At 63.4% G+C, this 24,649-nt stretch carries 21 protein-coding genes and 1 other RNA gene; 11 read left to right on the forward strand and 11 right to left on the reverse strand.

The annotated features are described in order from the left end of the window. Positions 1 to 294 precede the first annotated feature (294 nt). Positions 295 to 1,410 carry a cystathionine gamma-lyase gene (locus tag AC1VON_RS25565; RefSeq protein ID WP_483125279.1) on the forward strand — a complete coding sequence of 372 codons (1,116 nt, stop codon included), beginning with the start codon at positions 295 to 297 and terminating at the stop codon, positions 1,408 to 1,410. A 145-nt stretch (positions 1,411 to 1,555) separates the two neighbouring features. Here AC1VON_RS25565 and rnpB read toward each other — a convergent pair. The 5 genes from rnpB to AC1VON_RS25590 form a co-directional block, all read right to left on the reverse strand. Further along, an RNA gene (gene rnpB, locus AC1VON_RS25570) (RNase P RNA component class A) lies at positions 1,556 to 1,955 on the reverse strand. Positions 1,956 to 2,034: 79 nt separating this feature from the next. Beyond that, positions 2,035 to 2,742 (reverse strand): lytic transglycosylase domain-containing protein, encoded by a 708-nt coding sequence (locus AC1VON_RS25575; protein ID WP_483125280.1) that lies wholly within the window; start codon positions 2,740 to 2,742, stop codon positions 2,035 to 2,037. Between the two features lie 211 nt (positions 2,743 to 2,953). After that, complete coding sequence (locus tag AC1VON_RS25580; protein ID WP_483125281.1) at positions 2,954 to 3,709, reverse strand: N-acetylmuramoyl-L-alanine amidase; 756 nt, start codon at positions 3,707 to 3,709, stop codon at positions 2,954 to 2,956. Continuing rightward, positions 3,706 to 4,425, reverse strand: coding sequence for a J domain-containing protein (locus AC1VON_RS25585; protein WP_172349797.1), 720 nt, complete (start codon positions 4,423 to 4,425; stop codon positions 3,706 to 3,708). Before AC1VON_RS25585 ends, AC1VON_RS25580 begins: the two co-directional genes overlap by 4 nt. Positions 4,426 to 4,585: 160 nt before the next feature. Then, on the reverse strand, positions 4,586 to 4,792 hold the full coding sequence (locus tag AC1VON_RS25590) for a hypothetical protein (protein ID WP_027044745.1): 207 nt from the start codon (positions 4,790 to 4,792) through the stop codon (positions 4,586 to 4,588). Between the two features lie 180 nt (positions 4,793 to 4,972). Here AC1VON_RS25590 and AC1VON_RS25595 point away from each other — a divergent pair, with 180 nt between their 5' ends. From AC1VON_RS25595 to AC1VON_RS25605, 3 genes are all read left to right on the forward strand, one after another. Continuing rightward, positions 4,973 to 8,623, forward strand: coding sequence for a hydantoinase B/oxoprolinase family protein (locus tag AC1VON_RS25595; protein ID WP_483126380.1), 3,651 nt, complete (start codon positions 4,973 to 4,975; stop codon positions 8,621 to 8,623). Positions 8,624 to 8,782: 159 nt separating this feature from the next. After that, positions 8,783 to 10,081 (forward strand): BtaA family protein, encoded by a 1,299-nt coding sequence (locus AC1VON_RS25600; protein ID WP_483125282.1) that lies wholly within the window; start codon positions 8,783 to 8,785, stop codon positions 10,079 to 10,081. Next, complete coding sequence (locus AC1VON_RS25605) at positions 10,078 to 10,800, forward strand: class I SAM-dependent methyltransferase (RefSeq protein WP_483125283.1); 723 nt, start codon at positions 10,078 to 10,080, stop codon at positions 10,798 to 10,800. Before AC1VON_RS25600 ends, AC1VON_RS25605 begins: the two co-directional genes overlap by 4 nt. Before the next feature lie 56 nt (positions 10,801 to 10,856). Here the strand turns inward: AC1VON_RS25605 and AC1VON_RS25610 are convergent, their stop codons facing one another. Further along, positions 10,857 to 12,236, reverse strand: coding sequence for a serine hydrolase domain-containing protein (locus tag AC1VON_RS25610; RefSeq protein ID WP_483125284.1), 1,380 nt, complete (start codon positions 12,234 to 12,236; stop codon positions 10,857 to 10,859). A gap of 288 nt (positions 12,237 to 12,524) precedes the next feature. Between AC1VON_RS25610 and AC1VON_RS25615 the strand changes: the two genes are divergently transcribed. Both AC1VON_RS25615 and AC1VON_RS25620 read left to right on the forward strand, forming a co-directional pair. Further along, the gene (locus AC1VON_RS25615; RefSeq protein ID WP_483125285.1) at positions 12,525 to 13,325 is read left to right on the forward strand and encodes a glycoside hydrolase family 25 protein; all 801 of its coding nucleotides are present in this window, start codon (positions 12,525 to 12,527) and stop codon (positions 13,323 to 13,325) included. A 353-nt stretch (positions 13,326 to 13,678) separates the two neighbouring features. Next, the gene (locus AC1VON_RS25620) at positions 13,679 to 14,857 is read left to right on the forward strand and encodes a lytic murein transglycosylase (protein WP_483125286.1); all 1,179 of its coding nucleotides are present in this window, start codon (positions 13,679 to 13,681) and stop codon (positions 14,855 to 14,857) included. 165 nt (positions 14,858 to 15,022) lie between these two features. On the opposite strand, the gene AC1VON_RS25625 is transcribed toward AC1VON_RS25620, so the two are convergent. After that, positions 15,023 to 16,243: an alanine racemase gene (locus AC1VON_RS25625; RefSeq protein ID WP_483125287.1), complete on the reverse strand. Its 1,221-nt coding sequence runs from the start codon at positions 16,241 to 16,243 to the stop codon at positions 15,023 to 15,025. A gap of 210 nt (positions 16,244 to 16,453) precedes the next feature. Here AC1VON_RS25625 and AC1VON_RS25630 point away from each other — a divergent pair, with 210 nt between their 5' ends. Next, a complete protein-coding gene (locus AC1VON_RS25630) occupies positions 16,454 to 17,371 on the forward strand; it encodes a DMT family transporter (RefSeq protein WP_483125288.1) in 918 nt (305 codons plus the stop codon). 430 nt (positions 17,372 to 17,801) lie between these two features. Here AC1VON_RS25630 and metF read toward each other — a convergent pair whose 3' ends face one another. Both metF and AC1VON_RS25640 read right to left on the reverse strand, forming a co-directional pair. Then, positions 17,802 to 18,719: a methylenetetrahydrofolate reductase [NAD(P)H] gene (gene metF / locus AC1VON_RS25635; RefSeq protein ID WP_140775777.1), complete on the reverse strand. Its 918-nt coding sequence runs from the start codon at positions 18,717 to 18,719 to the stop codon at positions 17,802 to 17,804. After that, entirely contained in the window at positions 18,719 to 19,741 is a 1,023-nt protein-coding gene (locus tag AC1VON_RS25640; RefSeq protein ID WP_483125289.1) for an ArsR/SmtB family transcription factor, read from the reverse strand. Before AC1VON_RS25640 ends, metF begins: the two co-directional genes overlap by 1 nt. Positions 19,742 to 19,934: 193 nt before the next feature. Between AC1VON_RS25640 and tsaA the strand changes: the two genes are divergently transcribed. Together tsaA and AC1VON_RS25650 are read left to right on the forward strand one after the other, a co-directional pair. Beyond that, positions 19,935 to 20,459: a tRNA (N6-threonylcarbamoyladenosine(37)-N6)-methyltransferase TrmO gene (gene tsaA, locus AC1VON_RS25645; protein ID WP_483125290.1), complete on the forward strand. Its 525-nt coding sequence runs from the start codon at positions 19,935 to 19,937 to the stop codon at positions 20,457 to 20,459. After that, entirely contained in the window at positions 20,456 to 20,770 is a 315-nt protein-coding gene (locus tag AC1VON_RS25650) for a DUF2293 domain-containing protein (RefSeq protein ID WP_483125291.1), read from the forward strand. The genes tsaA and AC1VON_RS25650 overlap by 4 nt, the downstream gene beginning before the upstream one ends. Before the next feature lie 14 nt (positions 20,771 to 20,784). Here AC1VON_RS25650 and AC1VON_RS25655 read toward each other — a convergent pair whose 3' ends face one another. Then, positions 20,785 to 21,294 (reverse strand): hypothetical protein, encoded by a 510-nt coding sequence (locus tag AC1VON_RS25655; RefSeq protein WP_483125292.1) that lies wholly within the window; start codon positions 21,292 to 21,294, stop codon positions 20,785 to 20,787. Positions 21,295 to 21,450: 156 nt separating this feature from the next. On the opposite strand from AC1VON_RS25655, the gene AC1VON_RS25660 reads away from it, so the two are divergent. Together AC1VON_RS25660 and AC1VON_RS25665 are read left to right on the forward strand one after the other, a co-directional pair. Continuing rightward, on the forward strand, positions 21,451 to 22,413 hold the full coding sequence (locus AC1VON_RS25660) for a D-amino acid aminotransferase (RefSeq protein ID WP_483125293.1): 963 nt from the start codon (positions 21,451 to 21,453) through the stop codon (positions 22,411 to 22,413). Between the two features lie 133 nt (positions 22,414 to 22,546). Next, on the forward strand, positions 22,547 to 23,386 hold the full coding sequence (locus tag AC1VON_RS25665) for an SDR family oxidoreductase (RefSeq protein WP_483125294.1): 840 nt from the start codon (positions 22,547 to 22,549) through the stop codon (positions 23,384 to 23,386). A 111-nt stretch (positions 23,387 to 23,497) separates the two neighbouring features. Here the strand turns inward: AC1VON_RS25665 and AC1VON_RS25670 are convergent, their stop codons facing one another. Then, a complete protein-coding gene (locus AC1VON_RS25670; protein ID WP_483125295.1) occupies positions 23,498 to 24,568 on the reverse strand; it encodes a serine hydrolase domain-containing protein in 1,071 nt (356 codons plus the stop codon). Between the last annotated feature and the right edge of the window lie 81 nt (positions 24,569 to 24,649).

Raw genomic sequence — 24,649 nt, forward strand, 5'->3', positions numbered from 1 at the left:
AACGCGCAGCCGCCGCGGCTGCCCGATTGGCGTACGCTTTACCCTGACGCGGAACGAAGGCTTTGATGTCAAAATGGGATATCATGGGGCACTATGGGCGTCAACGGGAATAGGCTTCACAAACACGCGCATCGCGGCCAATGAGAGCAGCCTTGACGGCACGTCTCGTCTTTATGGTCTATTAAGCCTAACGAACCGTTTAGAGCCCTCTGGCCCAAAAGACTTGGGCTTGCTGCGGATCACCCGCCCGCATAGCGTCGAACCGTCTTCCGCCCAAAAACAAGGATCGAGTTCATGTCCGAGACGGCAAAGTCACGCGCCGCCGAACTGTCCCATTTGCGCAGCCGCGATTTCGCCAACGGCGACCCGATCCCCTTGCCGCTGACCATGGCTTCGATCTTTCACACGCCGGGCGTCGAGACCGGCATCGATCAATATGGCCGCTACGACAACCCGACCTGGCGCGCCGTGGAACATGTGCTCGGCCATCTGGAAGATGCGCAATGCGTGAGTTTTCCCTCCGGAATGGCTGCGATTTCCGCGGTGTTTTTCGCGCTCCTGAAATCGGGCGATCGCGTGCTGCTGCCAGCGGACGGCTATCACGCCACGCGTGCGATGGCCGAACGCTTCCTGAAGCCGCTCGGCATAGTTTGCGACACCAGGCCGACGCCGACCTTCCTCGACGGCGGCTTCGCAGGCTATTCGCTGGTCTTCGTGGAGACACCGTCCAATCCGCGGCTGGACATTTGCGACATCTCGGCCGTCGCCAAGGCTGTCCACGAACAAAGCGGGGTCCTTGTCGTCGACAATACGACGATGACGCCGTTCGGCCAGCGGCCGCTCGACTTGGGTGCCGATATCGTCGTCTCCGCCGACACCAAGGCGGTCAACGGGCACTCGGACGTGCTGTTCGGCCACGTCGCCAGCCGCAACGCCGACATCGTCACCAAGGTGACGGACTGGCGCGCAATGGCCGGAGGCATTCCCGGACCGTTCGAAGCGTGGCTGGTGCATCGCGGCCTCGAAACACTCGAGGTGCGCTTCGACCGCATGTGTTCTTCAGCCGAAACGATCGCGCAACGGCTGAAGGAACACCGCGCGGTGCGTGGCGTGCGTTTTCCCGGTTTGAGCGGCGACCCCTCGCATAACCTTGCCCGCGCCCAGATGGAGCGCTTCGGCTTCCTCATTTCCTTCGAACTCGCCTCGGAGGAGAAGGCCGAGGATTTCATCAACAATTGCCCACTGATAGAGGCCGCGACCTCCTTCGGCGGCGTCCACACCTCGGCCGAGCGGCGTTTGAAGCGAGGCGATGCGGTGCCGCCAGGGTTCGTCCGCCTTTCGGTCGGCTGTGAGCCGGTGGAAGAGCTTTGGAAGGCCATAGAGACGTCACTGGACAGGATCAGCGGCTGACGGGCCGGTCACGCACCGAGGTCGTCGGCCTCGATGTTGCGATGGCCGTGCAGCACGCGGACGATTTCGATCGCCTCGCCGCGGACACGACAGGCGCGCCTGGGGCGCAACCTGCTGATCTCAAGGGATTTCTTTTCGAGGCGAAACTGCCAGCTGGCCTGTAAGCCGGGTTCTGTATGGCCCTCGGCCCTTGCGGGACGAGAACGTGGCGGCCATTCATCTTGGGCGCATGTTGCCATGCGCCTCACGCAACCTACCCGGACGGTGAGCCGGAAACAGCCCTCGAGGGTTTCCCCTCGCACCGCCCCTATTCGGTTTTGCTCCCGGTGGGGTTTACCGTGCCGCTCCTGTTGCCAGTCGCGCGGTGGGCTCTTACCCCACCCTTTCACCCTTACCCCGACAAAGTCGTGGCGGTTTGCTTTCTGTGGCACTTTCCCTGGGGTCACCCCCGCCGGCCATTAACCGGCACCGTGTCTCCATGGAGCCCGGACTTTCCTCACTCGCGGCCTTTCGGCGTTTGCGAGTGCGGCCGCCCAGCCAGCTGGCAAGGCGTATAAAGGGGTTCAGCCGGGAAAACGCAAATGAAAAAGCCGGCTTGTCCGCCGGCTCTCACACAACTTGCAATCAAAGCGCCGCCATCTGAACCTTGACCTTGCTGCAATAGGCGGCCGAGATCGGGTTCATCCGCGTCGCGGCATGGCCGGCATTGTATTTCAGGATCGTGCCGCAGGTCGTGCCGCCGCCAAGGTTCTGCGCCAAGGCGAGGTACTTCATGCCGTATCTGATGTTGGTGTCGGGATCGAACAGGCCTTTGGCTGAACCGTTATAGCCCATCATCCGCGCCGTCGCCGGCTTGATCTGCATCAGGCCGATCTCGCCGGCGCCGCCGACCATGTTCGGCCGGTAGTTGCTCTCGATCTTGATGACGGCGTGCGCCAGCGACACCGGAACGCCGTAGCTTGCCGCATAGCGAGCGACGATCGCGGAATACTGGCCGCCGCTGGCCACCGCCGCCGTCGACGCGGCGACATCCCTGAGGCCGATCGAGGCCGTTGTCGTCATGTCGATGGTCTTGCGGCCACGCTTCGTCTGCCTTTTGGACGTGGATTTCTGCGCTTTGGCCCAGCTGGCCTTTTCCACCTTGGCGGAAGCCTGCTTCGTCGTTGCCTTCGCACTCTTGCTGCTTTTGGCCGAAATGGGCTTGCCCTTGACGGTCGCCGTGACGGGCCCCTGATCGGCCCGTGGGCTCAACGGCGCGGCGTCGGCCGCACTGAAGGCAATAGTCATTACGCCGGCAGCAAGAGCTGCCGTTACAACGGACAATTTCTGCATGTGATCCTGTTCTGTCTGGACCGTTCGAAGATCTTCGCACGGCGCGGCTTGATTACTATCGGAACATCCGGGGGGAAAGACGTCCGACAAACTGTACGAATTGCCCTTTGAAGCCCGAATTGGCGCCAATGAAGGCGGGGCAAGTCACTTTGAGTGACAGTTTGTAACCTGATTCAGGATAAGATTACTTGGGCAGCGCCTTGACCTGAGGTCAGCGGCTTACGGAAGCAAGCAGTTTTTGCAGCGTGCGCATCGTCGAGCCGTCGGCCAGCCCGTCGACCAGGCGGGGTCGGAAATGCCGTTGGAAGGCCTCGACGACAATCCGTGTCTGGTGGTCGAAAACGCCCGATATCTCAACACCATAGCCATAGAGCGCCAGCATCGACTGCAATGCTTCGACATCGGCACCGTTGTCGCCGGGCTTCAGCGCGGCTCCGCGCCTGACGGGTGCGGCCGGTACGAGATGGCCGACACCGGCCTCGAACAGAGCAGCCCACGGGAACTTCTCGCCCGGATCGATCTTGCGACCCGGTGCCACATCGGAATGCGCCAGCACGCGCGTGGCGGGTATCGCATGCCGCCCGGCAATCCCCTTGCACAGGCCGATCACCGCATTGATCTGGCGCCGGCGGAAACCGGGATAGCCCAGCGAATGTCCAGGATTGACGATCTCGATGCCGACCGAGCAGGAATTGATGTCGGTGCGCCCGAACCAGGAGCTCTTGCCGGCGTGCCAGGCGCGATCGCTTTCCCTGACCATCTGCACGATGTGGCCGCTCTCATGGACGAGATAATGCGACGAGACTTCGCTTGCCGGATCGCACAGCCATGCCTCCGCCCCGGCCCCCGTCGCCATGCCGGTATAGTGCAGCACGATCATGTCGGGCTTCAGCATATCGCGCCTTAGCCCGAAATTCGGCGACACCCTGACCTCGGCGCTCGGCTCGTCGGGCAGGAAGCCGCTCATGCGTGCCGCAGGCCCCGCTCGATCATTTCATAGGCGGCGTTGATCGCGGCGACCCTGGTCGTCGCGATCTTGATGAATTCCTGCGGCAGGCCACGCGCGATCAGCCGGTCCGGATGATTGTCGGAAACCAGCTTGCGATACCGCTTCTTGACCTCCTCGAACGGCTTGCCGCGCTCGATGCCGAGCACGACATAGGGATCGCCGGCGCCAAGATTGACGTGGCGGGCCAGGATCGATTCATAATGTGCTTCGTCGATACGGAATATCTCGGCGATACGGTGCAGGAAGATGCCTTCGCGCTCATGCACCAGCCCATCGGCCTTGGCGATATGGAACAGGCCGTCGAGTATGTCTTCCAGCATGACGCAATTGGAATGCCCGGAACCGCACAGCTGTGCCATTCGCTCGGCGTAGGTTTCGAAACCGGCCACGTCCTGCTGGGCGAGATCGAACAGACGCGCAACGTTGCGCGTCTCCTTGGGCGGCACTTCGAATATTTCCTGGAAGGCGCGCACCTCGTCCTGGGTAACGATGCCGTCAGCCTTGGCCATCTTGGCCGACAGCGCGATCATCGCCACCGAGAAGGCGACGCGGCGGCGCAGATCCGCATCTCCGGAGAATACTGTGCGCACAGCCTCGACGACGTCGGCAACGCCCGACGTCGCTGAAGACGATACCCGAGTGATAAACTCGCCGAGGCGATCCCAAATCGACATGGCCCGCTTCATAGAGCCAACCGGTCCCCGCTATCAAGCCAATAACGGCCTGTCCGGGTCCGTGACCGAGAGGCACCTTGTCGATCCCGCTGGCCCTTTTGCAAGAAAAGGCCGGCGAAACGCCGGCCCTTCCTCCCAAGACACTCTTGCTGCTTACAAACTACTGCGCGGGCGCAGGAGCAGGCGTTGCCGGAGCCGGCTCGGCAGGCTTGGTCGAATTGTCAGCCGGGGCCGCGGGCTTCATCGGCTGCTCGGCAGCCGGCGGATTGGTGCTCTGCGTGGTGGTCTTGTCGGTGCCGCTGTCGCTGCAGGCCGCGACGCCCAGCAGGGCAAGGGCGGACACGGAAGCTAGAATGAGCTTTTTCATAATATCTCTCCTTCAATACACGCCCAAATTGCGGTGAGCGCTCGGAGAAACAATGCACCACGGGTCGATGAGTTTCGTAACGTTGCGTTTCTGCATGTAACATCAACGGGATGCGTTGCTGCCGGCGCGTTGGCGCATTAACAACGAAACCTGAAAACGAAAATGCCGGAGACTACAGCCATGGCCGCGAAATGGGATTTCTGGATCGATCGCGGCGGCACCTTCACCGATGTCATCGGCCGTGACCCGCAAGGGCGGCTGCATCCGCGCAAGCTGCTTTCGGAGAATCCCGAAGCGTATGCCGATGCCGCCATCCAGGGCATCCGCGACCTGCTCGGCCTTGAATCGGGCGCCACGATCCCATCCGGCCTGATCGACGATATCAAGATGGGCACCACGGTCGCCACCAACGCGCTTCTGGAGCGCAAGGGCGACCGCGTGCTCCTGCTCATCACCAAGGGGTTTCGCGATGCGCTCAGGATCGCCTACCAGGCGCGGCCCGATATTTTCGCCAAGGAAATCATCCTTCCCGAGCAGCTCTATGAGCGCGTCATCGAGATCAACGAACGCGTGCTGGCCGATGGCTGCGTCGAACGGCTGCTCGATATCGCCGCCTGCCGGCCGGCGATCGAGCAGGCGAAGGCCGACGGCATCGATGCCGTCGCAATCGTCTTCATGCATGCCTGGAAATACCCCGACCACGAGAAGGCGGTGGCAATGGTCTGCCGCAAGCTGGGTTTCAGCCAGGTCTCGGTCAGCCACGAGGTCTCGCCGCTGATCAAGCTGGTCGGCCGCGGCGACACCACCGTGGTCGACAGCTATCTCTCGCCCATCCTGTCACGTTATGTGCAGAGAGTGGCGGGAGAGCTGGGGGCGGCGCCAGTCTCCCCACCTGAAGAAGGGAGCGACCAGTCCCCTCGCCTCATGTTCATGATGTCCTCGGGCGGCCTCACCGCCGCCGATATGTTCCAGGGCAAGGACGCACTGCTGTCGGGTCCGGCCGGCGGCGTCGTCGGCATGGTCGAGACGGCGAAGCTCGCCGGCTTCGACAGGGTCATAGGCTTCGACATGGGCGGCACCTCAACCGACGTCGCCCACTATGATGGCGAGTACGAACGCGCTTTCGACACGGAAGTCGCCGGCGTGCGCGTCCGCGCCCCGATGATGCGCATCCACACCGTCGCTGCCGGCGGTGGTTCGATCCTGCATTACGAGGCCGGCCGTTTTCGCGCCGGACCGGACTCCGCCGGCGCCAACCCCGGCCCCGCCGCCTACCGGCGCGGCGGCCCGCTGGCCGTCACCGACGCCAACGTGATGCTCGGCAAGCTGCAGCCCGATTTCTTCCCGGCGATCTTCGGTCCCGGCCAGGACCAGCCGCTCGACGTCGGAACCGTGCGCGCGAAATTCGCGGCTCTGGCCGCCGAAATCGGCGACGGTCGTTCACCCGAGGCGGTTGCCGAGGGCTTCGTCACCATCGCCGTCGAGAACATGGCCAACGCCATCAAGAAGATCTCCGTGCAGCGCGGCTACGACGTCACCGAATATCTGCTCAACTGCTTCGGCGGCGCCGGCGGCCAGCACGCATGCCTGGTCGCCGATGCGCTCGGCATGGAGGCTGTGCTGATCCACCCCTTCTCCGGCCTGCTTTCGGCCTATGGTATCGGCCTGGCGTCGGTGTTTGCCTCGCGCCAGCAGGCGTTGCTCAAGCCGCTTGCCGAAGAATCCAGAACGGAGATCGGCAGCCTTATCGCCATCTTGAAAAAGGCCGTTATCACCGAGCTTGCGGCGCAAGGGATCGCCGAGGACGCGGTTGCTACCAGGCCGGTGCTGCACATTCGCTATGACGGCACCGACACGACGCTGCCGGTGAATTTCGAAAGCGACTCGATCTTCCAGGCCAAGCGCGACTTCGAAATCGCCCACAAGGCGCAGTTCGGCTTCGTCTATGACGACAAGCCGATGATCGTCGAGACGGTCGGCGTCGAAGCCAGCGAAATCAGCGAGGGCAGCGCCGAAGCCTATGCGCCCGCCGGACCTGCGAGGATTGAAGCTGGCGCTTCTGGAACGCGGCGCATCTACACCGAAGGCCGCTGGCATGAAGCCGGCATCCATCTTCGCGAAAACCTGCGCCCATCCAATCTGGTCGCAGGCCCCGCTCTCATCATCGAACCGAACCAGACCATCGTTGTCGAACCGGGCTGGCGGGCCGAAATCACCAACCTCAACCACGTCGTGATCCGCCGCACCGAAAGGAAGGCGCGGGCCGCCGCCCTCGGCACATCAGCCGACCCGGTGATGCTCGAAGTCTTCAACAACCTGTTCATGTCGATCGCCGAGCAGATGGGCGTGACACTGCAGAACACCGCCTATTCCGTCAACATCAAGGAAAGGCTGGATTTTTCCTGCGCCGTCTTCGACCACACCGGGGCGCTCGTCGCCAACGCGCCGCATATGCCGGTGCACCTCGGCTCGATGGACCGTTCGGTCGAAACCATCATCCGGCTGAACTCCGGCGACATCCACCCCGGCGACGTCTTTGCCCTGAACGCTCCCTATAATGGCGGCACGCATCTGCCTGACATCACCGTGGTGACGCCCGTTTTCGACGATACCCAAAGGAATATCCTGTTCTGGACGGCATCGCGCGGCCATCACGCCGATATAGGCGGCACCGCGCCCGGCTCGATGACGCCGCTCGCCACCACGGTCGACGAGGAAGGCGTGCTGTTCGACAATTTCCGCATCGTCGACCGCGGCCGCTTCCGCGAGACGGAGCTGCAGACGCTGCTGACCGATCACCCCCACCCGGCCCGCAACCCGCACCAGAACATCGCCGACCTCAAGGCGCAGATCGCCGCCAACGAGAAAGGCGTCGCCGAGTTGCGCAAGATGGTCGCGCATTTCGGCCTCGATGTCGTCGAGGCCTATATGGGGCACGTCCAGGACAACGCCGCCGAAAGCGTGCGGCGGGTGATCGAGCGGCTGCCGGACACGTCGGCCTATGAATATCCCACCGATACCGGCCAGGTGATCAAGGTGAAGATATCGGTCGACCGGCAAAAGCGCGAAGCGACGGTCGACTTCACCGGTACGTCACCTGTCATGAAGAACAATTTCAACGCGCCGGAGCCCGTCGCCCGCGCGGCGGTCCTCTACGCCTTCCGCGTCATGGTCGAGGACATGATCCCGATGAATGCCGGGTGTCTGCGGCCAATCAACATCGTCATTCCCGATGGCTGCATGCTGAAGCCTGCCTATCCTGCCGCTGTCGTCGCCGGCAATGTCGAGACCTCGCAGCATGTCACCAATGCGCTGTTCGGCGCCATGGGCGCCATGGCCAATGCGCAGGGAACGATGAACAACCTGACCTTCGGCAACAGAAAGTACCAGTACTACGAGACGATCTGCTCCGGCTCCCCGGCTGGCCACATGAACTCCGGCCGCGGCTTTGCCGGCACCTCCGGCGTCCATACCCACATGACCAATTCGCGCCTCACCGATCCCGAAGTGCTGGAACTGCGCTTTCCCGTGGTGCTTGAGGATTTTCACATCCGCGAGGGCTCTGGCGGCAAGGGCAAATGGAATGCCGGCGACGGCACCAGACGCACCATACGCTTCCTCGAGAAGATGGAATGCGCGATCCTGTCCTCGCACCGCAACCGCCCGCCGCAGGGGCTGGACGGAGGCGGCGACGGCGAGGTCGGCTCGACCAAGGTCCGCCGCAAGGACGGCACGATCGACATGCTGAAAGCCTGCGACCAGACCGTGCTGGATGCCGGTGAGGCTGTCATCCTGACGACACCGACACCGGGTGGATTTGGCCGCGCCTGAGGAAGCTTCGAGAATTCGCTGCGGCGAGTCAGGTGACGTGGCTTTCGAGAACCGGAGCGGAGCGGACATAGAAGTCCGTGAGCACCGGAAGCGCAGAAAGCCGCGTCAGATGGCCACCGCACTGGAATTATCGACGCCTCCGACTGTCACCGGCCTGTCATGACCCTGCGGTACCCGCTTGCGCCAAAGCAAATGGGGAATCACTTTGTCATGACGGACGTCTCCTCGGATCTGGTTTTTCGCCGCGGCAAGGAAGTTGGAAAGGCCGTCTACCAGAACCGCCCGCTTTCGAAAGCCGGCATCTCGGAGCGGCTGTTTGCCCTTCTGTTTTCCGGCCTCGTCTATCCGCAGATCTGGGAAGACCCCGATGTCGACATGGAGGCCATGCAGCTTGGCCAGGGCCACCGCATCGTCACCATCGCCTCGGGCGGCTGCAACATCCTGGCCTACCTCACCCGCTCGCCGGCACGGATCGACGCCGTCGACCTCAACGCCGCGCACATCGCGCTGAACCGCATGAAGCTGGAGGCGGTGCGCCGCCTGCCTTCGCAGGGCGACCTGTTCCGGTTCTTCGGCGCCGCCGACACCAGCCACAATTCGCAAGCCTATGACCGTTTCATCGCGCCGCATCTCGACCCGGTGAGCCGCCACTATTGGGAGCGCCGCAACTGGCGCGGCCGCCGGCGCATCGGTGTTTTCGACCGCAATTTCTACCAGACCGGCCTGCTTGGCCTGTTCATCGCCATGGGCCACCGCACGGCCAAATTCTTCGGCGTCAACCCGGCCCGCATGATGGAAGCCAGGAACATCGGCGAACAGCGCCGCTTCTTCAACGAGGAACTGGCGCCGGTTTTCGACAAGAAGCTTCTCAAATGGGCAACATCGCGCAAGGCTTCGCTCTTCGGCCTCGGCATTCCGCCGGCGCAGTATGATTCCCTGATCACCTCCGGCGACGGCACAATGGCCAGCGTGCTGAAGGCCCGGCTGGAAAAGCTCGCCTGCGACTTTCCATTGGAAAACAATTATTTCGCCTGGCAGGCGTTCGCCCGCCGCTATCCAAATCCCGGCGAGGCCGCCCTGCCCGCCTATCTGGAAAAGCAGAACTACGACACCATCCGCGGCAATGTCGACCGCGTCGCCATCCACCATGCCAATCTGATCGAATTCCTGGCCGGCAAGGATGCCGGCACCGTCGACCGCTTCATCCTGCTCGATGCCCAGGACTGGATGACCGACGACCAGCTCAATGCGCTGTGGTCGGAAATCAGCCGCACCGCCTCCGCCGGCGCCCGCGTCATCTTCCGCACCGCCGCCGAGCCCAGTCTGCTGCCGGGCCGCGTCTCGACCTCGCTGCTCGACCAGTGGGACTATCAGGACGAGGCGTCGCGCGAATTCTCGGCCCGCGACCGCTCGGCCATCTATGGCGGCTTCCACCTCTATGTGAAGCGCGCGGCATGAGCACGACGGAGCTGCCGGCCGGCCATGCAGAATTGATGGACGGCGTCTACCGCTGGCAGCGCCACATCTACGACCTGACCCGCAAATACTATCTGCTCGGCCGCGACCGGCTGATATCGGAGCTGGACGTGCCGGCAGGCGGCACCGTGCTGGAACTCGGCTGCGGCACCGGCCGCAACATCATCCTTGCCGCCCGTCGCTATCCCGATGCCCGCTTCTTCGGCCTCGATATCTCGGCCGAGATGCTGGAGACCGCCGGCAAGGCGATTGACCGAGAAGGCCTGACCGGCCGCGTCACATTGGCAAGGGGCGACGCCACCGATTTCGATGCGGGCTCCCTTTACGGCATCGAGCGCTTCGACCGCGTCTTCGTCTCCTATTCGCTGTCGATGATCCCGGGATGGGAAAAGACGGTGTCGGCAGCCCTTGCGGCGCTGGCCCCCGATGGCTCGCTGCATGTCGTCGATTTCGGCCAGCAGGAAGGCCTGCCGGGCTGGTTCCGGGCAATGCTGCGCGGCTGGCTGAAAAAATTCCACGTCACGCCGCGCTCAACCCTGCGTGAAGTCCTGGAATCGGAATCTCGGCGAACCGGCGCAACCTTCCGTTTCCGCACGCTTTATCGCGGTTACGCCTGGCTTGGCGTGATCGGGCCGCGCAACCTTGCCTCCCCCTCGATGGGGGAGGTCGCGCCGAAGTCGCGGTTGGGGGTGAAGCGCTAGGCACCCACCCCGGCGCTGCGCGCCGACCCTCCCCATCAAAGGGAGGGTAAAAGGAGCTAATGCAGCGCCTTCACCAGCGCACCCACCATTGCCTGCGGGCGGTAGCCGAGCTTGGCCGGGGTCAGCCCCAGCCGCACGATCACCAATTGCTCGGAGGGAATGATGGTGACCGTCTGGCCGTCATGCCCCTCCATCCAGTAGGTGTCCTTGGGCAGGCCGGCGGCGACACCGGCACCGGGGCTTTCCTCGTCGCCCGGCGCCTCGATCCACAACTGGCCCTTGCCGTAGACTTTCGAGGCCGGCGCCGGCTCGCGCATCCAGTCGACAAAGCCGGCCGGCAGGATCTGGTTGCCGTTCCAGACCCCGCCTTGCAGCAGGAACTGGCCGAAGCGGGCCCAGTCGTGCCCCGTGGCGTAGAGATAGGATGAGCCGACGAACGTGCCCTGCTCGTCGGTTTCGAGCACGGCGCTGTGCATGCCGAGCGGCTCGAACAGCGCCGTGCGCGGCCATGTCAGCGCCTTGGCCTTGTCGCCGATCGCATCCTGCCACAGCCGCGACAGCATCACCGCGGTGCCGCTCGAATAGGAAAACACCTTGCCGACCTCGCCCACCAAGGGCTTGGATACGGCAAAGCCCGCCATGTCCGGCTCGAGATAAAGCATGCGCGTGACATCGGCGACGTCGCCATAGTCCTCGTTGAATTCAAGTCCGCTCGACATCGCCATCATGTCGGCAAGGCTGATCGCGGCGCGGCCATCCGCCTTCCACGGTGCGAACAGGCCCTTGTTGTCGACCGCCATCTTGCCGTCCTTGACCAGCGTGCCGATGATGGCGGCGTTCACCGTCTTGGTCATCGACCAGCCAAGCAGTGGCGTCTTGGCGGAAAAACCGTCGCCATAGCGTTCGGCGACGACGCGGCCGTTCTTGACCACGACCACCGCGCGCATGCCGGTCCCGGTCAGCGCCGCGTCGTCCAGCAGCTTGCCGATCACCGGATCCTGCGATGCCTCGACCCGCTCGCCCTCGGGCCACAGCGTGTCCTGGCTGGTCGCCGATGGTTCGACATGGACCGCCGTGCGCCGCGCCTTGCCGACATCGCCGTCGGGCACCGAGGCGCAGCCCAATCCATCACGGGAAACCGCCTCGCTCTTGCCGAGGAAACCAAGCAGGCCGGCGGAAACCGTGCCCCGGTTCTTGTCGACCGAGACCCGCATCAGCCGCAGCAGCGGGTGTCCGGGCGCCTGCACGTCGACGGCAAGCACCTCGTTGGGATCGCGCCCGGCTATGAAGACATTGGAGCAGACGATCTTGGCCGAATAGCCGGAGCCGACGCGGATCAGTTCGGGTGGCGCGATGTAAAGCCAGGCAAACAGCGCGACGACCGCCAGCACGATCAGGCCAAGCAGCCATCTGACGATCCTGACGACGATCCGCATCCGCATCCTCCAGGGCTCTCGCCCGACCCTTATGTCATCGATTTGCCGCCATTGCTTCCGCAAATCGGGGTACTTGTCGAGCGCCGTCAACGGATTATCAACCATGATCGGCGATCACGGGAGATGCATGCCGCTCAAGACCGCATAGCGGTTTGAGACAACGACATGCATAGAAATGGATATGCTGGGCGATGCTGTGGGGCGATCGCCTGGAGGGGGCTCGACCAGTCGTCGGCCATCGGTTCACAGACCCATCAGCGACCGGCTGATTCCGGCTTGGAAGTTGCGATGCGCCGTCTTGCGGTCCTTTTCATGCTGACACTGCTTGGCGCCTGCTCGACCGTGGACGATCTGTCGCCGCAGTCGCCATCCGCTTCCAGCAGCCCGACGGTGGCCGTGCGCGCGCCGCGCTTCGAGGATTCCAAGCCGCATGAATGGGACAGTGGCGCCCCGTGGAACTATGCTGTTCACGGCACCGACGTCTCCAAATACCAGACCTCGGTCGACTGGCCGATCGCCAAGGCCAGCGGCATTTCCTTCGCCTTCATCAAGGCGACGGAGGGCGGCGACCGCTTCGATGAGTATTTCAACGAGCACTGGGCGCGCACGAAGGCCGCCGGCGTTCCACGCGCGGCCTATCATTTCTTCTATTTCTGCACTCCGGCCGCCCAGCAGGCGCGGTGGTTCATCCAGAATGTTCCCGTCGACCGATCCGCCATGCCGCCTGTCCTCGACATGGAATGGAACCCGAAATCGCCGACCTGCAGGTTGCGCCCCGACCCGGCCACGGTGCGCGCGGAAATGACCACCTTCCTCGAAATCGTCGAGCGGCATTACGGCAAGAAGCCGATCATCTACACCTCGGTCGATTTCTTCGACGACAACGAGCTCTCGAGCTTCCGCGGTTACCCCTACTGGCTACGCTCGGTCGCCGGCCACCCGCGCGAGAAGTATGGCAGCCATCCGTTCACCTTCTGGCAGTACACCGGGACCGGCATCGTTCCGGGCATGACCGGCAAATCCGACATCAACGTCTTCAACGGCAGCGAGGCCGCCTGGAACAAGTGGCTGCGGCAAAACACCCGTTGAACCGGGTTCAACGGCAGCGAAGCCTTCGACCAAATCACCCAGGCAGGGTTTCCGTTGAACCGGGTTCAACGGCATCGAAGCCTTCGACCAAATCATTCCAGCAGGGTTTCCGTTGAACCGGGTACACGGCAGCGAAGCCTTCGACCAAATCACTCCGGCAGGGTTTCCGTTGAACCGGGTACACGGCAGCGAAGCCGCCTTGAACAAGCGACTGTGGCAGAAGAACCGTTGACACCGGGCCTGCCGCCTGCTTTTCGACACAGCCAGCGGCAAAGAGTGCAACCGCTGGTAATTCGGGGCGTTGGGCTTCCAGCCAATCACGACAATGCCCTTTTCGTTTCGGAAGGAAGCTGATGCGACTGCGTTCCCAAGCCCTCGCGGCGCTATTCCTGTGCGCCACGGCCTTGCCGGCGATGGCACAGGAATGCGGCGGCGACTTCGAAACCTGGAAACAGGGCGTGGCGGCGGAAGCCAAGGCGGCCGGTGTCGGCGCCGTCGGCCTCGATGCGCTGGAAGATGCCAATTTTGACGAGAGGGCATTGGCGCGCGACCGCGCCCAGGGCGTCTTCACCCAGACCTTCATCGAATTTTCCAACCGCATGATCTCCGCCTACCGGCTGAAGCAGGGTGCGGCGAACATGAAGAAATACGCCGACATCTTCGCGCGTGCCGACCAGCAGTTCGGCGTCCAGGCACCTGTCATCACCGCCTTCTGGGCGCTCGAAACCGATTTCGGCGCCGTGCAGGGCGATTTCCACACGTTGAGCGCGCTGGTGACGCTTTCGCATGATTGCCGCCGCCCGCAACTGTTCCGCCAACAGTTGGTGCCGCTTCTGGAGCTGATCGACCGCGGCGTGCTGCCGGCCGACGTCAAGGGCGCCTGGGCCGGCGAAATCGGCCAGACGCAGGTCCTGCCTTCGGACTATCTGGCCCGTGGTGTCGACGGCGACGGCGACGGCAAGATCGACCTGCGGGGTAGCGTGCCCGACGTGATCATGACCACCGCCAACAAGGTGCTTTCGCGCGGCTGGAAGCGTGACGAACCATGGATCCAGGAAGTGCGGGTGCCCGACGAGATGCCCTGGGACCAGACCGGGCGCACCAACAAATTGCCACTGACACAGTGGGCGCAGTGGGGCGTCACCAATCCCGACGGCTCGCCGCTCGTCGACAAGGGCCTGAAGGCCGGCCTGGCCCTGCCCATGGGCCGCAAGGGGCCAGCCTTCCTGACCTATGACAATTTCGATGTCTATCTCGAATGGAACCAGTCCTTCACCTACGCGCTGACCGCGGCCAATCTCGCCGCGCGGCTTGCCGGCGCGCCGCCACTTGATCCCCGCAACCCTGAACAAGGCCTCAACAACGAGCAGATGAAGGCGCTGCAGACCAAACTCGAAGCCCGGGGCTACGACGTCGGCACGGTCGACGGCATTCTGGGCACCAACACCCGCGAAGCCATCCGCAAGGAGCAGATGCGGCTGGGATTGCCGGTGGATGGGTGGCCGACGCCGGAGCTGTTGGGGAAATTGTAGCTCGTTTTTCCTTCTCCCCCTGTGGGAGAAGGTGGATCGGCGCGACAGCGCCGAGACGGTTGAGGGGTGTTCCAGCGAAGTGAGGCGTTGGTGTCTTCTGGAGCACCCCTCATCCGACCTCGCTTCGCGAGGCCACCTTCTCCCACAAGGGGAGAAGGAAGAAACTCAATCCGCCATCGTCTCCAAACTCGCGAATCCTTGCGGCGCGTCGCCCTCGTCGAAGGGCGTCGTCACCTCGACGAAGGTGTCGGGATAAAAGCCGTTGAAGCGTGTGCGCAGCGACAGCGAGTAGGCGCCGATATGGCCGATCTCGATCCAGTCGCCGGTATCGACGGTTTCCGGCAGCCAGAATGGCCTGGACAGGATGTCGACGGAATCGCAGGTCGCGCCGCAGACCTTGAACGGCACGATCTTGCTCTCATCGCCATTGCGGGTCCTTATCGCCGGATCAGGAATGAAGCGCGCCGGCAGCGTGATCTTGCCGGTCCAGGAATCCGACAGCGATGCCCAGATGCCGTCATTGATGTAGAGCCGCTTGCCCTTGCGCAACAGCACCCGCACGATCAGCGACAGGCAGCGCGCCACGATCACCCTGCCCGGTTCGGCCACCAGCGGCATCTGGTCGAACTGGTACTCTTTCAGGTCGCCGGAAAGCCGCGACATGATCTGGCCGAGCGACGGCATCTCGATCTGCTTGCGGTTGGGATCATGGCCGTATTCGGCGGGAAAACCGCCGCCGACGTCGAGCCCCGCAAGATCGAAGGTCAGCCGGTTGCGCACCCAGTCGGCCGAAGCCAGCGCCCGCTCATAGGTGTCTGGATCCTCGATCTGGCTGCCGACATGGAAACACAGCCCCACCTTGTAGCCCGTACGGTTCAGCCGCTCAGCCAGTTCCACGGCATAGGCCGGGCCGGCGCCGAACTTCTTCGACAGCTCGTAGGCGGCATGCCCCTTGGTCTGCACCCGCACGAACACGCTGACCGAGCCCGGGTCGATGTCGAGTGCCCGCACCACCCGGGTCAGCTTTGTGATCTCGTCCTCGTGGTCGAGCGCGATGACGCGGATGGCGTATTTCTCCAGCGCCAGCTTGATGTCCGACTGCGCCTTGACCGGATGCATGTAGAGCATCTCGGCATCGGGCGAGACGGCGCGCACGGCCGCGAATTCGCCTGGTGAAGCGACGTCGAAGGCGGTCACGCCGGCCTCGACCAGCGTCTTCAGCACGATCTGCTCGCCATTGGTCTTGACCGCATAGGCGGTCTTGCCGGGGAACATGCCCATGAACTGCCTGGCATCGGCCTTCAGCACCTGCGGGCGGAAGCAATAGACGGGATCGTCCGGGCGAAGCGCCAGAGCCGCCTCGCGGGCATTCTCGAATCGCTGCATTGACGAATCCTCGACTTCAGCCTGCGCACAATTAATCCAAGCTAGCGGCTAATGAAAACAATTCTGTGTCTCGTGCACTTGACGCAGCGGCGCTAGTTTTTGGCGGCATCGTTTGCCGGCGATCAGGTTTCGGGTGGCCCTTGTCGCCGGAACGGATATGCTGTGTGTCCGACCGGCTGCATCCGGGCCGTCTGGGGGAGGACGATAGACATGGCAATAGCCGCGACATCAGCGCCGCGCGGACCGATGACGCTTGCCGACTGGGGGCAATTGCTGCTGCTCGGCGCGATCTGGGGTGGCTCGTTCTTCTTCGCCCGCATCGCGGTGGCCGAACTTCATCCGCTGGTGCTGGTGCTGTTTCGCGTCGCCATCGCCGCGATCGCGCTGCAGCTCTATCTCGGCCTGCGCGGTCCCTCGTTCCGCCTTGCCCTTCCGCATGCCGGCCTGTTCTTCCTGCTGGCCTTCACCAACAACGTCGTCCCCTTCTCGCTGATCTTCGCCGGCCAGACCGAGCTTGGCGCCGGCGTCGCCTCGGTGCTCAACGCAACCACGCCGTTCTGGACGCTGATCCTCGCCAACGCGATGACATCGGACGAAAAGCTCTCCTGGAACAAGCTGGCCGGCATCGCGCTCGGCGTTGCCGGCACCGCCGTGATGATCGGTCCCGGCCTGCTCGCCGGGCTTGGCGGCCCGGTCTGGGCGAAATTCGCGCTGATCGGCGCTTCGCTGTCCTATGGCATTGCGCTGATGGTCGCCCGCCGCTTCAAGGGCGTGCCCTCGCCGGTTATCGCCACCGGGCAGCTGACCGCCTCGACCATCATCATGATCCCCATTGTGCTCTTCACCTACGGTCCGGCCGGATTGTTCTCGGCCTCGCCGCCGGTCTGGGCGGCGGTGTTCGCATTGGCTCTCCTGTCCACCGCCTTTGCCTATATCCTCTATTTCAACCTCGTCGCCTCGGCCGGCGCCACCAACGCTTCGCTGGTCACGCTCATCGTTCCGGCCAGCGCCATGCTGCTCGGCTTTCTGTTCCTTGGCGAACGCCTGGAGTTGTTCGAGGTCGGCGGCGTGGTGCTGATCGGACTTGGTCTTCTCACCATCGACGGACGCGTCCTTGGAAGGCGGTAGGTTGAACCGCATTGGCGTGAAAATCGAAGTCGACTTTCGCTGATGTAGCGCTGCCATGACACGCCCGCGACACCATCCCGCCACAATTTATTCACAGGTCTGAAGCGGGTTTTTGCCGAGAAGTTTCAACGGCTAACGGCAAAACCGAGGTCGCAAATCTGGCAATCACGTCGCAATGCAGCACATTTTCCGCTTGCCTGTGGCACAAATGAACCTAGACTCTTAGGCATAGCTCTTTAAGAGGAGGCTATGTCATGGGACTTACGAGGCCAATCAACGCATTGATGATTTGTGCTGCGTTTGCTTTCATCGGCGCCCTCATTATGGGCGTCCTTCCCTGAACCCGCCAAAACGGGGAAGACCAGCACCAGATAGTCTAAGCAATTCGAAAGGCCGGGTTTTACCCGGCCTTTTGCTGTTCAGCCCTGCCTCACGCAGCAGCCGATCCGGCCACCTCCGCCTCGTGCGAGCGGATGCCGATCATGTGGCAGATGGCGAAGACGAGGTCGGCGCGGTTCATCGTGTAAAAGTGAAAATCGCCCACGCCGCGCTCGACCAGGTCCAGCACCTGTTCGGCGGCCACCGCCGATGCCACCAGCGCATGGGTCTGCGGGTCGTTCTGCAGCCCGTCGAAGCGCTCCGCCAGCCATGCCGGCACCAGCGCGCCGCAGCGTGCGGAGAAATTGGCGACCTGGGTGAAATTGTGCACCGGCAGGATGCCGGGCACGATCGGGATGTAGATGCCGGCGCGGCGCGCGCGCTCGACATAGCGCTCGTAGAGATCATTGTCGAAGAAGAACTGGGTGATCGCCCGCGTCGCGCCATTGTCGACCTTGCGCTTCAGCATGTCGATGTCAGTGGCGAAGTCAGGACTTTCCGGATGCTTCTCCGGATAGGCCGAGACCGAAATGTCGAAATCGCCGGCGTCCTTCAGCGCTCCGACCAGCTCTGCACCGTTGGCATAGCCGTCCGGGTGCGGACGGTAGGCGGTGCCCACGCCGGCGGCCGGGTCGCCGCGCAAGGCGACGAAGCGCTTCACGCCCATATCGGCGAATTCCTGGATCACGGCGTCGACCTGATGGCGGGCGGCGTCGACGCAGGTCATGTGCGCGGCCGGCGTGAGGCTCGTCTCGTTCAGGATACGGCTGATGGTGCGCGCCGTGCGCTCGCGCGTCGAGCCGCCGGCGCCATAGGTCACCGAGACGAATTTCGGCTTCAGCGGCTCCAGCCGCGTGACCGTGTCCCAGAGGCGCGCCTCCATCTCGTCGTTCTTGGGCGGGAAGAATTCGAAGGAAACCCGGACCTTGTCGCCAATGTCGGGGCGGCGGGAAAAGCGGAACTGGTTCATCAGGCGATTTCCCCTATCGAATTCACTTTGCTCTGCTGGCTGTCATTGGCGGGATCGGCGATCAGCAGGCGCCGGTCGCGACCAAGCCACAGCTTGACGGTGAGACTGGCCTCGTTGCCGCCGCGCGGCTCGAACTCCTGGGCATCCTCGAGATCGAGGCCCGCCTCGGCAAACCACTCGCCGATCTGCCGGTCGGAAAAGCCGAGCCTGACATGCGCATGCTCGTCACGCAGGAACTCCAGCGTGTGCGGCGCGAAATCGACGATGACCAGCCGGCCCGACGGGCGCAACAGCCGCGCTGCCTCGTGGATGGCGCGGGCGGGATCATCGAGATAGTGCAGCACCTGGTGAATGGTGACGAGATCGAAGGCGTCACGCTCCACCGGCGGCGAGAAGATATCGCCCTGCCGCACCTGCGCGTTGGAAACGCCGGCCTTGTCGAGATTGGCGCGCGCCACGGTCAGCATTTCGCGCGACATGTCGATGCCGACGCCGCGCCGGTAGAGCGGCGAGAAGATTTCCAGGAGCCGGCCGGTGCCGGTGCCGAGGTCCAGCATCGACTGGAACGGCCGCTTTCCGACCAGCTTCAGCATCGCGGCCTCGACCGCACGATCCGGCACATGCAGCGAGCGGATATGGTCCCAGCTTGCGGCATTCACGGAAAAATACTCCGCCGCCCGGTCCTGCCGCTTGCGCTTGACCGAGGCCAGGCGCTCGAGATCGCGTTCGACCTGCGGATCGGCACCGCGAATGCTGGAAACCAGCCCCATGACAAAGTCACGCGCGGAATCGGCATCCGACAGGCGGAAAAAGGCCCACGACCCCTCCTGGTAACGGCCGATCAGCCCGGCCTCCAGCAAGAGCTTCAGGTGCCGAGAGACGCGCGGCTGCGACTGGCCGAGAATTTCGGTAAGATCGGAAACGGTGAGGTCGCCGCGCGACAACAGTGCCAATATGCGCAGGCGGCTGGATTCGGCCGCCGCCTTCAGCGTATCCACCATGGTGTCGAGCGAGACATGCATCTGCGTATTCTCTTTTCAGCGCATCAGATTTGAAAAAGATATAAACATATGTTTATGTCGATTTTCAAAACCTTGCAAGCGCTATGGCGCTTCCGGACAAGAAAATGCCGCACGCGTGATTTCCCGGTGCATATCGCCCAAAAACGTGTAGCGGTTTTGGGACAATGACAGGCACCGACACAGAGATGGCAGAATGACCGCACCGCGTGAAATGTTCGAGGCGCGCGAAGGCGAGCAGAGACTGGAAACCGACCCGGCACTAATGCCGCCAGATGGCGGCATCGTCTTCATCGGCCGCATCGCCTCGCCATGGACCACACGCGAGAGCTGCCCGAAGAACATGCGCACGGCCCGCGAGACCGGCCTGCCGGCGGTACTGACCATCGACGCGCCCTATCGCAGCGGCTTGCAGGGCCTGGGGCGCGCCAGCCACGTCGTCATCCTGTCCTGGCTGCATCACGCGCCGCGGAATCTGATTGTTCAGAAACCGCGCCATGCGGCTGAAGCAAAAGGCGTATTCGGCCTACGCTCCCCTGCCCGGCCGAACCCGATCGGCCTGCATGTGGCAAAACTTGTCGGGCTCGATATCGCCGCCGGGCGCATCGATATCGAGGCCATCGATGCGCTCGACGGCACCCCGGTCATCGACATCAAGCCTTACTTCGCCTCGACCGACGCCGTGCCGGAGGCGACCATCGAAGGGCGCGAGGAGCGATGACGGCGCCGACCGGCCGCCGCCGCGCCATCGCCAAGGCGCTGACAGCGCTCCTGCCGCTGGCGCCTTACGCCGACATGGAGAAAATTCGTGCCGATGCCGGCTCGGTGCATATGAAAACCTTGCCGCCGACGATCGCGGTGTGGCTGGCGACGATCGCCCACATCCGCCACATGCACACCGATTACGAAAAGCTGCTGACCGAGGGGTATGACCGCGACTCCGCACGTTTCTTCGTCATCGAGCAGACCAACATGGTGCTCACCCGCTGGCGGGCGACACGCCTGCTCGACGCCGACGACGAGGATGAATGAGACGGCAGGTCCGTTTATTTTCGCTTCAGCACCGCGACCGCATTGTAGGGCTGGCCGTCGGCCTGGCCGACCCAGGTCCAGGACAGGTTCCCCTTGAAAAACCGGACGGTGATGTCGCCGCCATCGATGCATTTGTCCTGGCCGTAAGTGATGCTTTCATGGAATTCGGCGGATGTCCCGTCCCGAGACGTCTGCGACAGCGATCCACCGCAGCCGAGTGACGGATAATCGATCGATGCGCCATCATCCCTGATCGTCATGGCGATCGACCAGTCGGCGCCGGCATCACCCGCCGGGCTCTGGTGACCACTGCCGACCCAGGTGCCGGCCAGCGTCTGCGCCGGCACATTCACCCCGCAAGGCAGGTTCTGGAAGATCGGCGTCAGTTCGCTGCCGGTCTTCTCGCAGCGATAGGTCTGGCCGTTCTGGCAGAGTTCGTCGCCTTGTTTCACGCACTGTGCGCTGGCTTCGCTCGCGGCGGCGAAAATCATCATGGTTGCGATGACGGTCCCAAGCCTGACCATATCCCCCTCCCATTTCCAAGCTGCCGGATCATAAGGCAACTCCAATCCGATGTATCGACCAGATCACGGAGGACGAACAGCGCCTGATGGCTGGCTCTATCGCTTCCGTCCGGCGCCGATAGCCTGCTGGTCCGCCTTGTGAGAGAGGAGGCCGCGATGAACCGGACGAAGGCAACAGAGGACCTGGCGCAACTGCCCCTGGTTGGCGATCGCCATATCGACCCGCATTCCTATCCCTACGGCATCGCCTTCCTCGATGGTCAGTACCTGCCGATGTCGCAAGCCAAGGTGTCGGTACTGGATTGGGGATTCCTGCACTCCGACGCCACCTACGATACGGTGCATGTCTGGGACGGCCGCTTCTTCCGGCTCGACCTGCATCTCGACCGCTTCTTCGGCGGGCTCGAAAAGCTGCGCATGGCGATCCCCTTCGATAGGGATGGCGTGGCCGAGATCCTGCACAATTGCGTCGCGCTGTCGGGTCATCGCGCCGCCTATGTCGAGATGCTGTGCACCCGCGGCGCCTCGCCGACCTTCAGCCGCGATCCACGCCAGGCGATAAACCGCTTCATGGCGTTCGCGGTGCAATTCGGCTCGGTCGCCAATGCCGAACAGTTGCGGCGCGGCCTGCACGTCGCCATCAGCGACAAGGTGCGCATCCCGCCGGCTTCGATCGATCCTGCCATCAAGAACTACCACTGGCTCGACCTGGTGCGCGGCCTCTACGACGCCTATGACCGCGACGCCGAGACCGCGCTCATTCTCGACTTCAACGGCAATGTCGCCGAGGGCCCGGGCTTCAACGTCTTCTGCGTCAAGGATGGCAAACTGTCGACGCCGGCCATCGGCGTGCTGCCTGGCATCACCCGCCGCACCGTTTTCGATCTCTGTGGCGAGGAGGGGCTGACCGTGGAGGCCACCGATGTCAGCGTCGCCGCGCTCAAGGCGGCCGACGAGGTCTTCATCACCTCGACCGCTGGCGGCATCATGCCGGTGACGCGGATCGATGGCGCGGCGATCGCCGATGGCAAGGTCGGGCCCGTCACCAGCCGGCTGATGACGCTCTATTGGCGAAAGCACGATCATCCGGCGTGGTCGAGCCCCGTGAAATATCCCTGATCCCCGGCCGCCCGGTTCAAAAAGATTTCCCCCTCGCCTCTGGAAAATCAGGGGACGGACTGTATATGCGCGAAAGCGGAGAAGCCTCCGCTTTCACCCAAAATCGCGCCCGCAGGGGCAAGGATCCCACATCATGACATCAAAGGTTTGGTTCATCACCGGATCGTCGAAGGGTTTTGGCCGCGTCTGGGCCGAGGCCGCATTGGCGCGTGGCGACCGCGTTGCCGCGACCGCCCGTGACGCCGGCACGCTCGCCGATCTGGTCGAGAAGTATGGCGACGACATTGCCGCGATAAAGCTCGACGTCACCGACAAGAAGGCTGTCGACGCCGCCATCGCCGAGGCGCACAAGCGCTTCGGCCGGCTCGACGTCGTCATCAACAATGCTGGCTATGGCCATTTCGGGGCCATCGAGGAAGTCAGCGAGCAGGAAGCCCGCGACCAGATCGAAACCAATGTCTTCGGCGCGCTCTGGGTCACGCAGGCAGCCCTGCCGATCCTGCGGTCGCAGAGGTCCGGCCACATCATCCAGATCTCGTCGATCGGCGGCGTCAATGCCTTTGCCTCGCTCGGCCTCTACCATGCTTCGAAATGGGCGCTGGAAGCCTTCAGCCAGTCACTCAGCATCGAGGTCGCGGAGTTCGGCATCCATGTCACGCTGGTCGAGCCGGGCGGCTTCTCCACCGACTGGTCCGGCGCCTCCGCCAAGGTCTCCAAGCCGATCGAGGCCTATGCGCCTGCCCGCGCCAAGATGGCCGAGCGCCGCGCCAACTCGGTCGCCGGCGATCCCAAGGCGACCGGCCCGGCGATGCTGGCCATCGTCGACGCCGCCGAACCGCCGCTGCGCGTGTTCTTCGGCGATGGCGGCCTGCCGATGATCCGCCAGGAATACGCCAACCGCCTCGCCACCTGGGACAAGTGGGACCACGTTTCCGTCATGGCGCAAGGCGCCAACAAGAACCGCAAGGGCTGAGGCGCGTCCATGCTGCATCGCCCCCAAGCGGTGCGGCTGCCCCGGTATGATCCCGACAAACGTTTGCTCGCGCCTGTCGGGATCGGGCCGGTTCCGGCCGGAAGCGATCGGTCAGGTGCCGGTCAAGCCAGGAAGAAATACGTTGTACAATATAGCCGCGGGCGCTCGCCACTGATCGGGGGAATTGTAGTTTCCGGTCGTTATGGCGAGTACGAAATCGAGGCCGGGGAAGACAAACAACCTTTGTCCGCCATTTCCAAAGGCGGCGACAAAGCGCTCCCCATACGTCCCAGCTCTATCCGTTATGGCCTCTTCGCCCAGATACCAGAGATAGCCGTAGCGCATTCCCGGCCAGCCCATGTCGACCAATGCGGCGGGCTGGAAACTCTGCTCAAGCCAGGATTTTGGCACGATCGGGCGACCTTCCCACTGACCGTCCTGCAGGATCATCTGCCCGATGCGAGCCAGCGAACGCGGCGCCAGCCGCAGGCCCGACGCGGCCGACGCTTCGCCGTCCTGTCCGCGAATCCAGTCCATGGCGTTGATTCCGAGGGGATCAAACAGCGCGCCGCGAGCGAATTCAGGCAAGCTTTGGCCGGTGCCCCTCTCGATGATCTTTCCGAGCAGCGCAACGGCTCCGCCGCTGTAGGTCCACCTCTTTCCCGGTTCGGCAAGTATCGGGCGATCGAGGATGAAGCGGTAGCGATCCGGCGCCTGCTCCATGGCGATTTCGCTGTTCGCGGGATCGGTGTACGACACGTTCTCGTTCCACTCCGTGCCAATCGTCATGGTCAAGGCATGGCGAATGGTCAGACGCTTGCGCTGTGGATCGCTGGCAAGATCGGGGTATTCGGGAAACTGCGCGACAACGGGTTCATCAAGTCCCGGCACCTGGCCGCCGGCGAGCGCGATGCCATAGAGCAGACCGACGATGCTTTTGGTGACCGACCTGACATCGTGCAGCGTGTCGGGCCCAAATGCCACGTTCCCGAGCGACTGCCCCCATCTCATGTCGTTCCCGTCCATGTAGCGCTCGAACACGATACGACCGCCCCGAAGGGCAACGACTCCATGGACCCCCGCCAGTTTGCCCATCTTCGCCAGTTCGTCGAAGCTCGCCGCGGGATCGGATTTGAATCCCGCCGTGTTTGGCGCGGCAATCTGCCAGTCGCCGTCCGCCATGGCCGGTGTCGTGCTAACCATTATTGTCGCTCCCATATATTTGAGGATTTCCCTGCGGCTTGTTCGGACAATCATTTGCAA

It is taken from the genome of Mesorhizobium sp. HAY1-8B, assembly GCF_056868045.1.

Bases quoted from the DNA above. Each gene is read 5' to 3' on its own strand.
- AC1VON_RS25565 (WP_483125279.1), top strand. From the start codon at position 295: ATGTCCGAGACGGCAAAGTCACGCGCCGCCGAACTGTCCCATTTGCGC.
- AC1VON_RS25625 (WP_483125287.1), bottom strand. From the start codon at position 16,243: ATGCAGCGATTCGAGAATGCCCGCGAGGCGGCTCTGGCGCTTCGCCCG.
- AC1VON_RS25640 (WP_483125289.1), bottom strand. From the start codon at position 19,741: ATGCATGTCTCGCTCGACACCATGGTGGATACGCTGAAGGCGGCGGCC.
- AC1VON_RS25660 (WP_483125293.1), top strand. From the start codon at position 21,451: ATGAACCGGACGAAGGCAACAGAGGACCTGGCGCAACTGCCCCTGGTT.
- AC1VON_RS25630 (WP_483125288.1), top strand. From the start codon at position 16,454: ATGGCAATAGCCGCGACATCAGCGCCGCGCGGACCGATGACGCTTGCC.
- AC1VON_RS25590 (WP_027044745.1), bottom strand. From the start codon at position 4,792: ATGAAAAAGCTCATTCTAGCTTCCGTGTCCGCCCTTGCCCTGCTGGGC.
- AC1VON_RS25585 (WP_172349797.1), bottom strand. From the start codon at position 4,425: ATGTCGATTTGGGATCGCCTCGGCGAGTTTATCACTCGGGTATCGTCT.
- metF (WP_140775777.1), bottom strand. From the start codon at position 18,719: ATGAACCAGTTCCGCTTTTCCCGCCGCCCCGACATTGGCGACAAGGTC.
- AC1VON_RS25575 (WP_483125280.1), bottom strand. From the start codon at position 2,742: ATGCAGAAATTGTCCGTTGTAACGGCAGCTCTTGCTGCCGGCGTAATG.
- AC1VON_RS25620 (WP_483125286.1), top strand. From the start codon at position 13,679: ATGCGACTGCGTTCCCAAGCCCTCGCGGCGCTATTCCTGTGCGCCACG.
- AC1VON_RS25650 (WP_483125291.1), top strand. From the start codon at position 20,456: ATGACGGCGCCGACCGGCCGCCGCCGCGCCATCGCCAAGGCGCTGACA.
- AC1VON_RS25670 (WP_483125295.1), bottom strand. From the start codon at position 24,568: ATGGCGGACGGCGACTGGCAGATTGCCGCGCCAAACACGGCGGGATTC.
- AC1VON_RS25615 (WP_483125285.1), top strand. From the start codon at position 12,525: ATGCGCCGTCTTGCGGTCCTTTTCATGCTGACACTGCTTGGCGCCTGC.
- AC1VON_RS25605 (WP_483125283.1), top strand. From the start codon at position 10,078: ATGAGCACGACGGAGCTGCCGGCCGGCCATGCAGAATTGATGGACGGC.
- AC1VON_RS25600 (WP_483125282.1), top strand. From the start codon at position 8,783: ATGACCCTGCGGTACCCGCTTGCGCCAAAGCAAATGGGGAATCACTTT.
- AC1VON_RS25610 (WP_483125284.1), bottom strand. From the start codon at position 12,236: ATGCGGATCGTCGTCAGGATCGTCAGATGGCTGCTTGGCCTGATCGTG.
- tsaA (WP_483125290.1), top strand. From the start codon at position 19,935: ATGACCGCACCGCGTGAAATGTTCGAGGCGCGCGAAGGCGAGCAGAGA.
- AC1VON_RS25595 (WP_483126380.1), top strand. From the start codon at position 4,973: ATGGCCGCGAAATGGGATTTCTGGATCGATCGCGGCGGCACCTTCACC.
- AC1VON_RS25580 (WP_483125281.1), bottom strand. From the start codon at position 3,709: ATGAGCGGCTTCCTGCCCGACGAGCCGAGCGCCGAGGTCAGGGTGTCG.
- AC1VON_RS25665 (WP_483125294.1), top strand. From the start codon at position 22,547: ATGACATCAAAGGTTTGGTTCATCACCGGATCGTCGAAGGGTTTTGGC.
- AC1VON_RS25655 (WP_483125292.1), bottom strand. From the start codon at position 21,294: ATGGTCAGGCTTGGGACCGTCATCGCAACCATGATGATTTTCGCCGCC.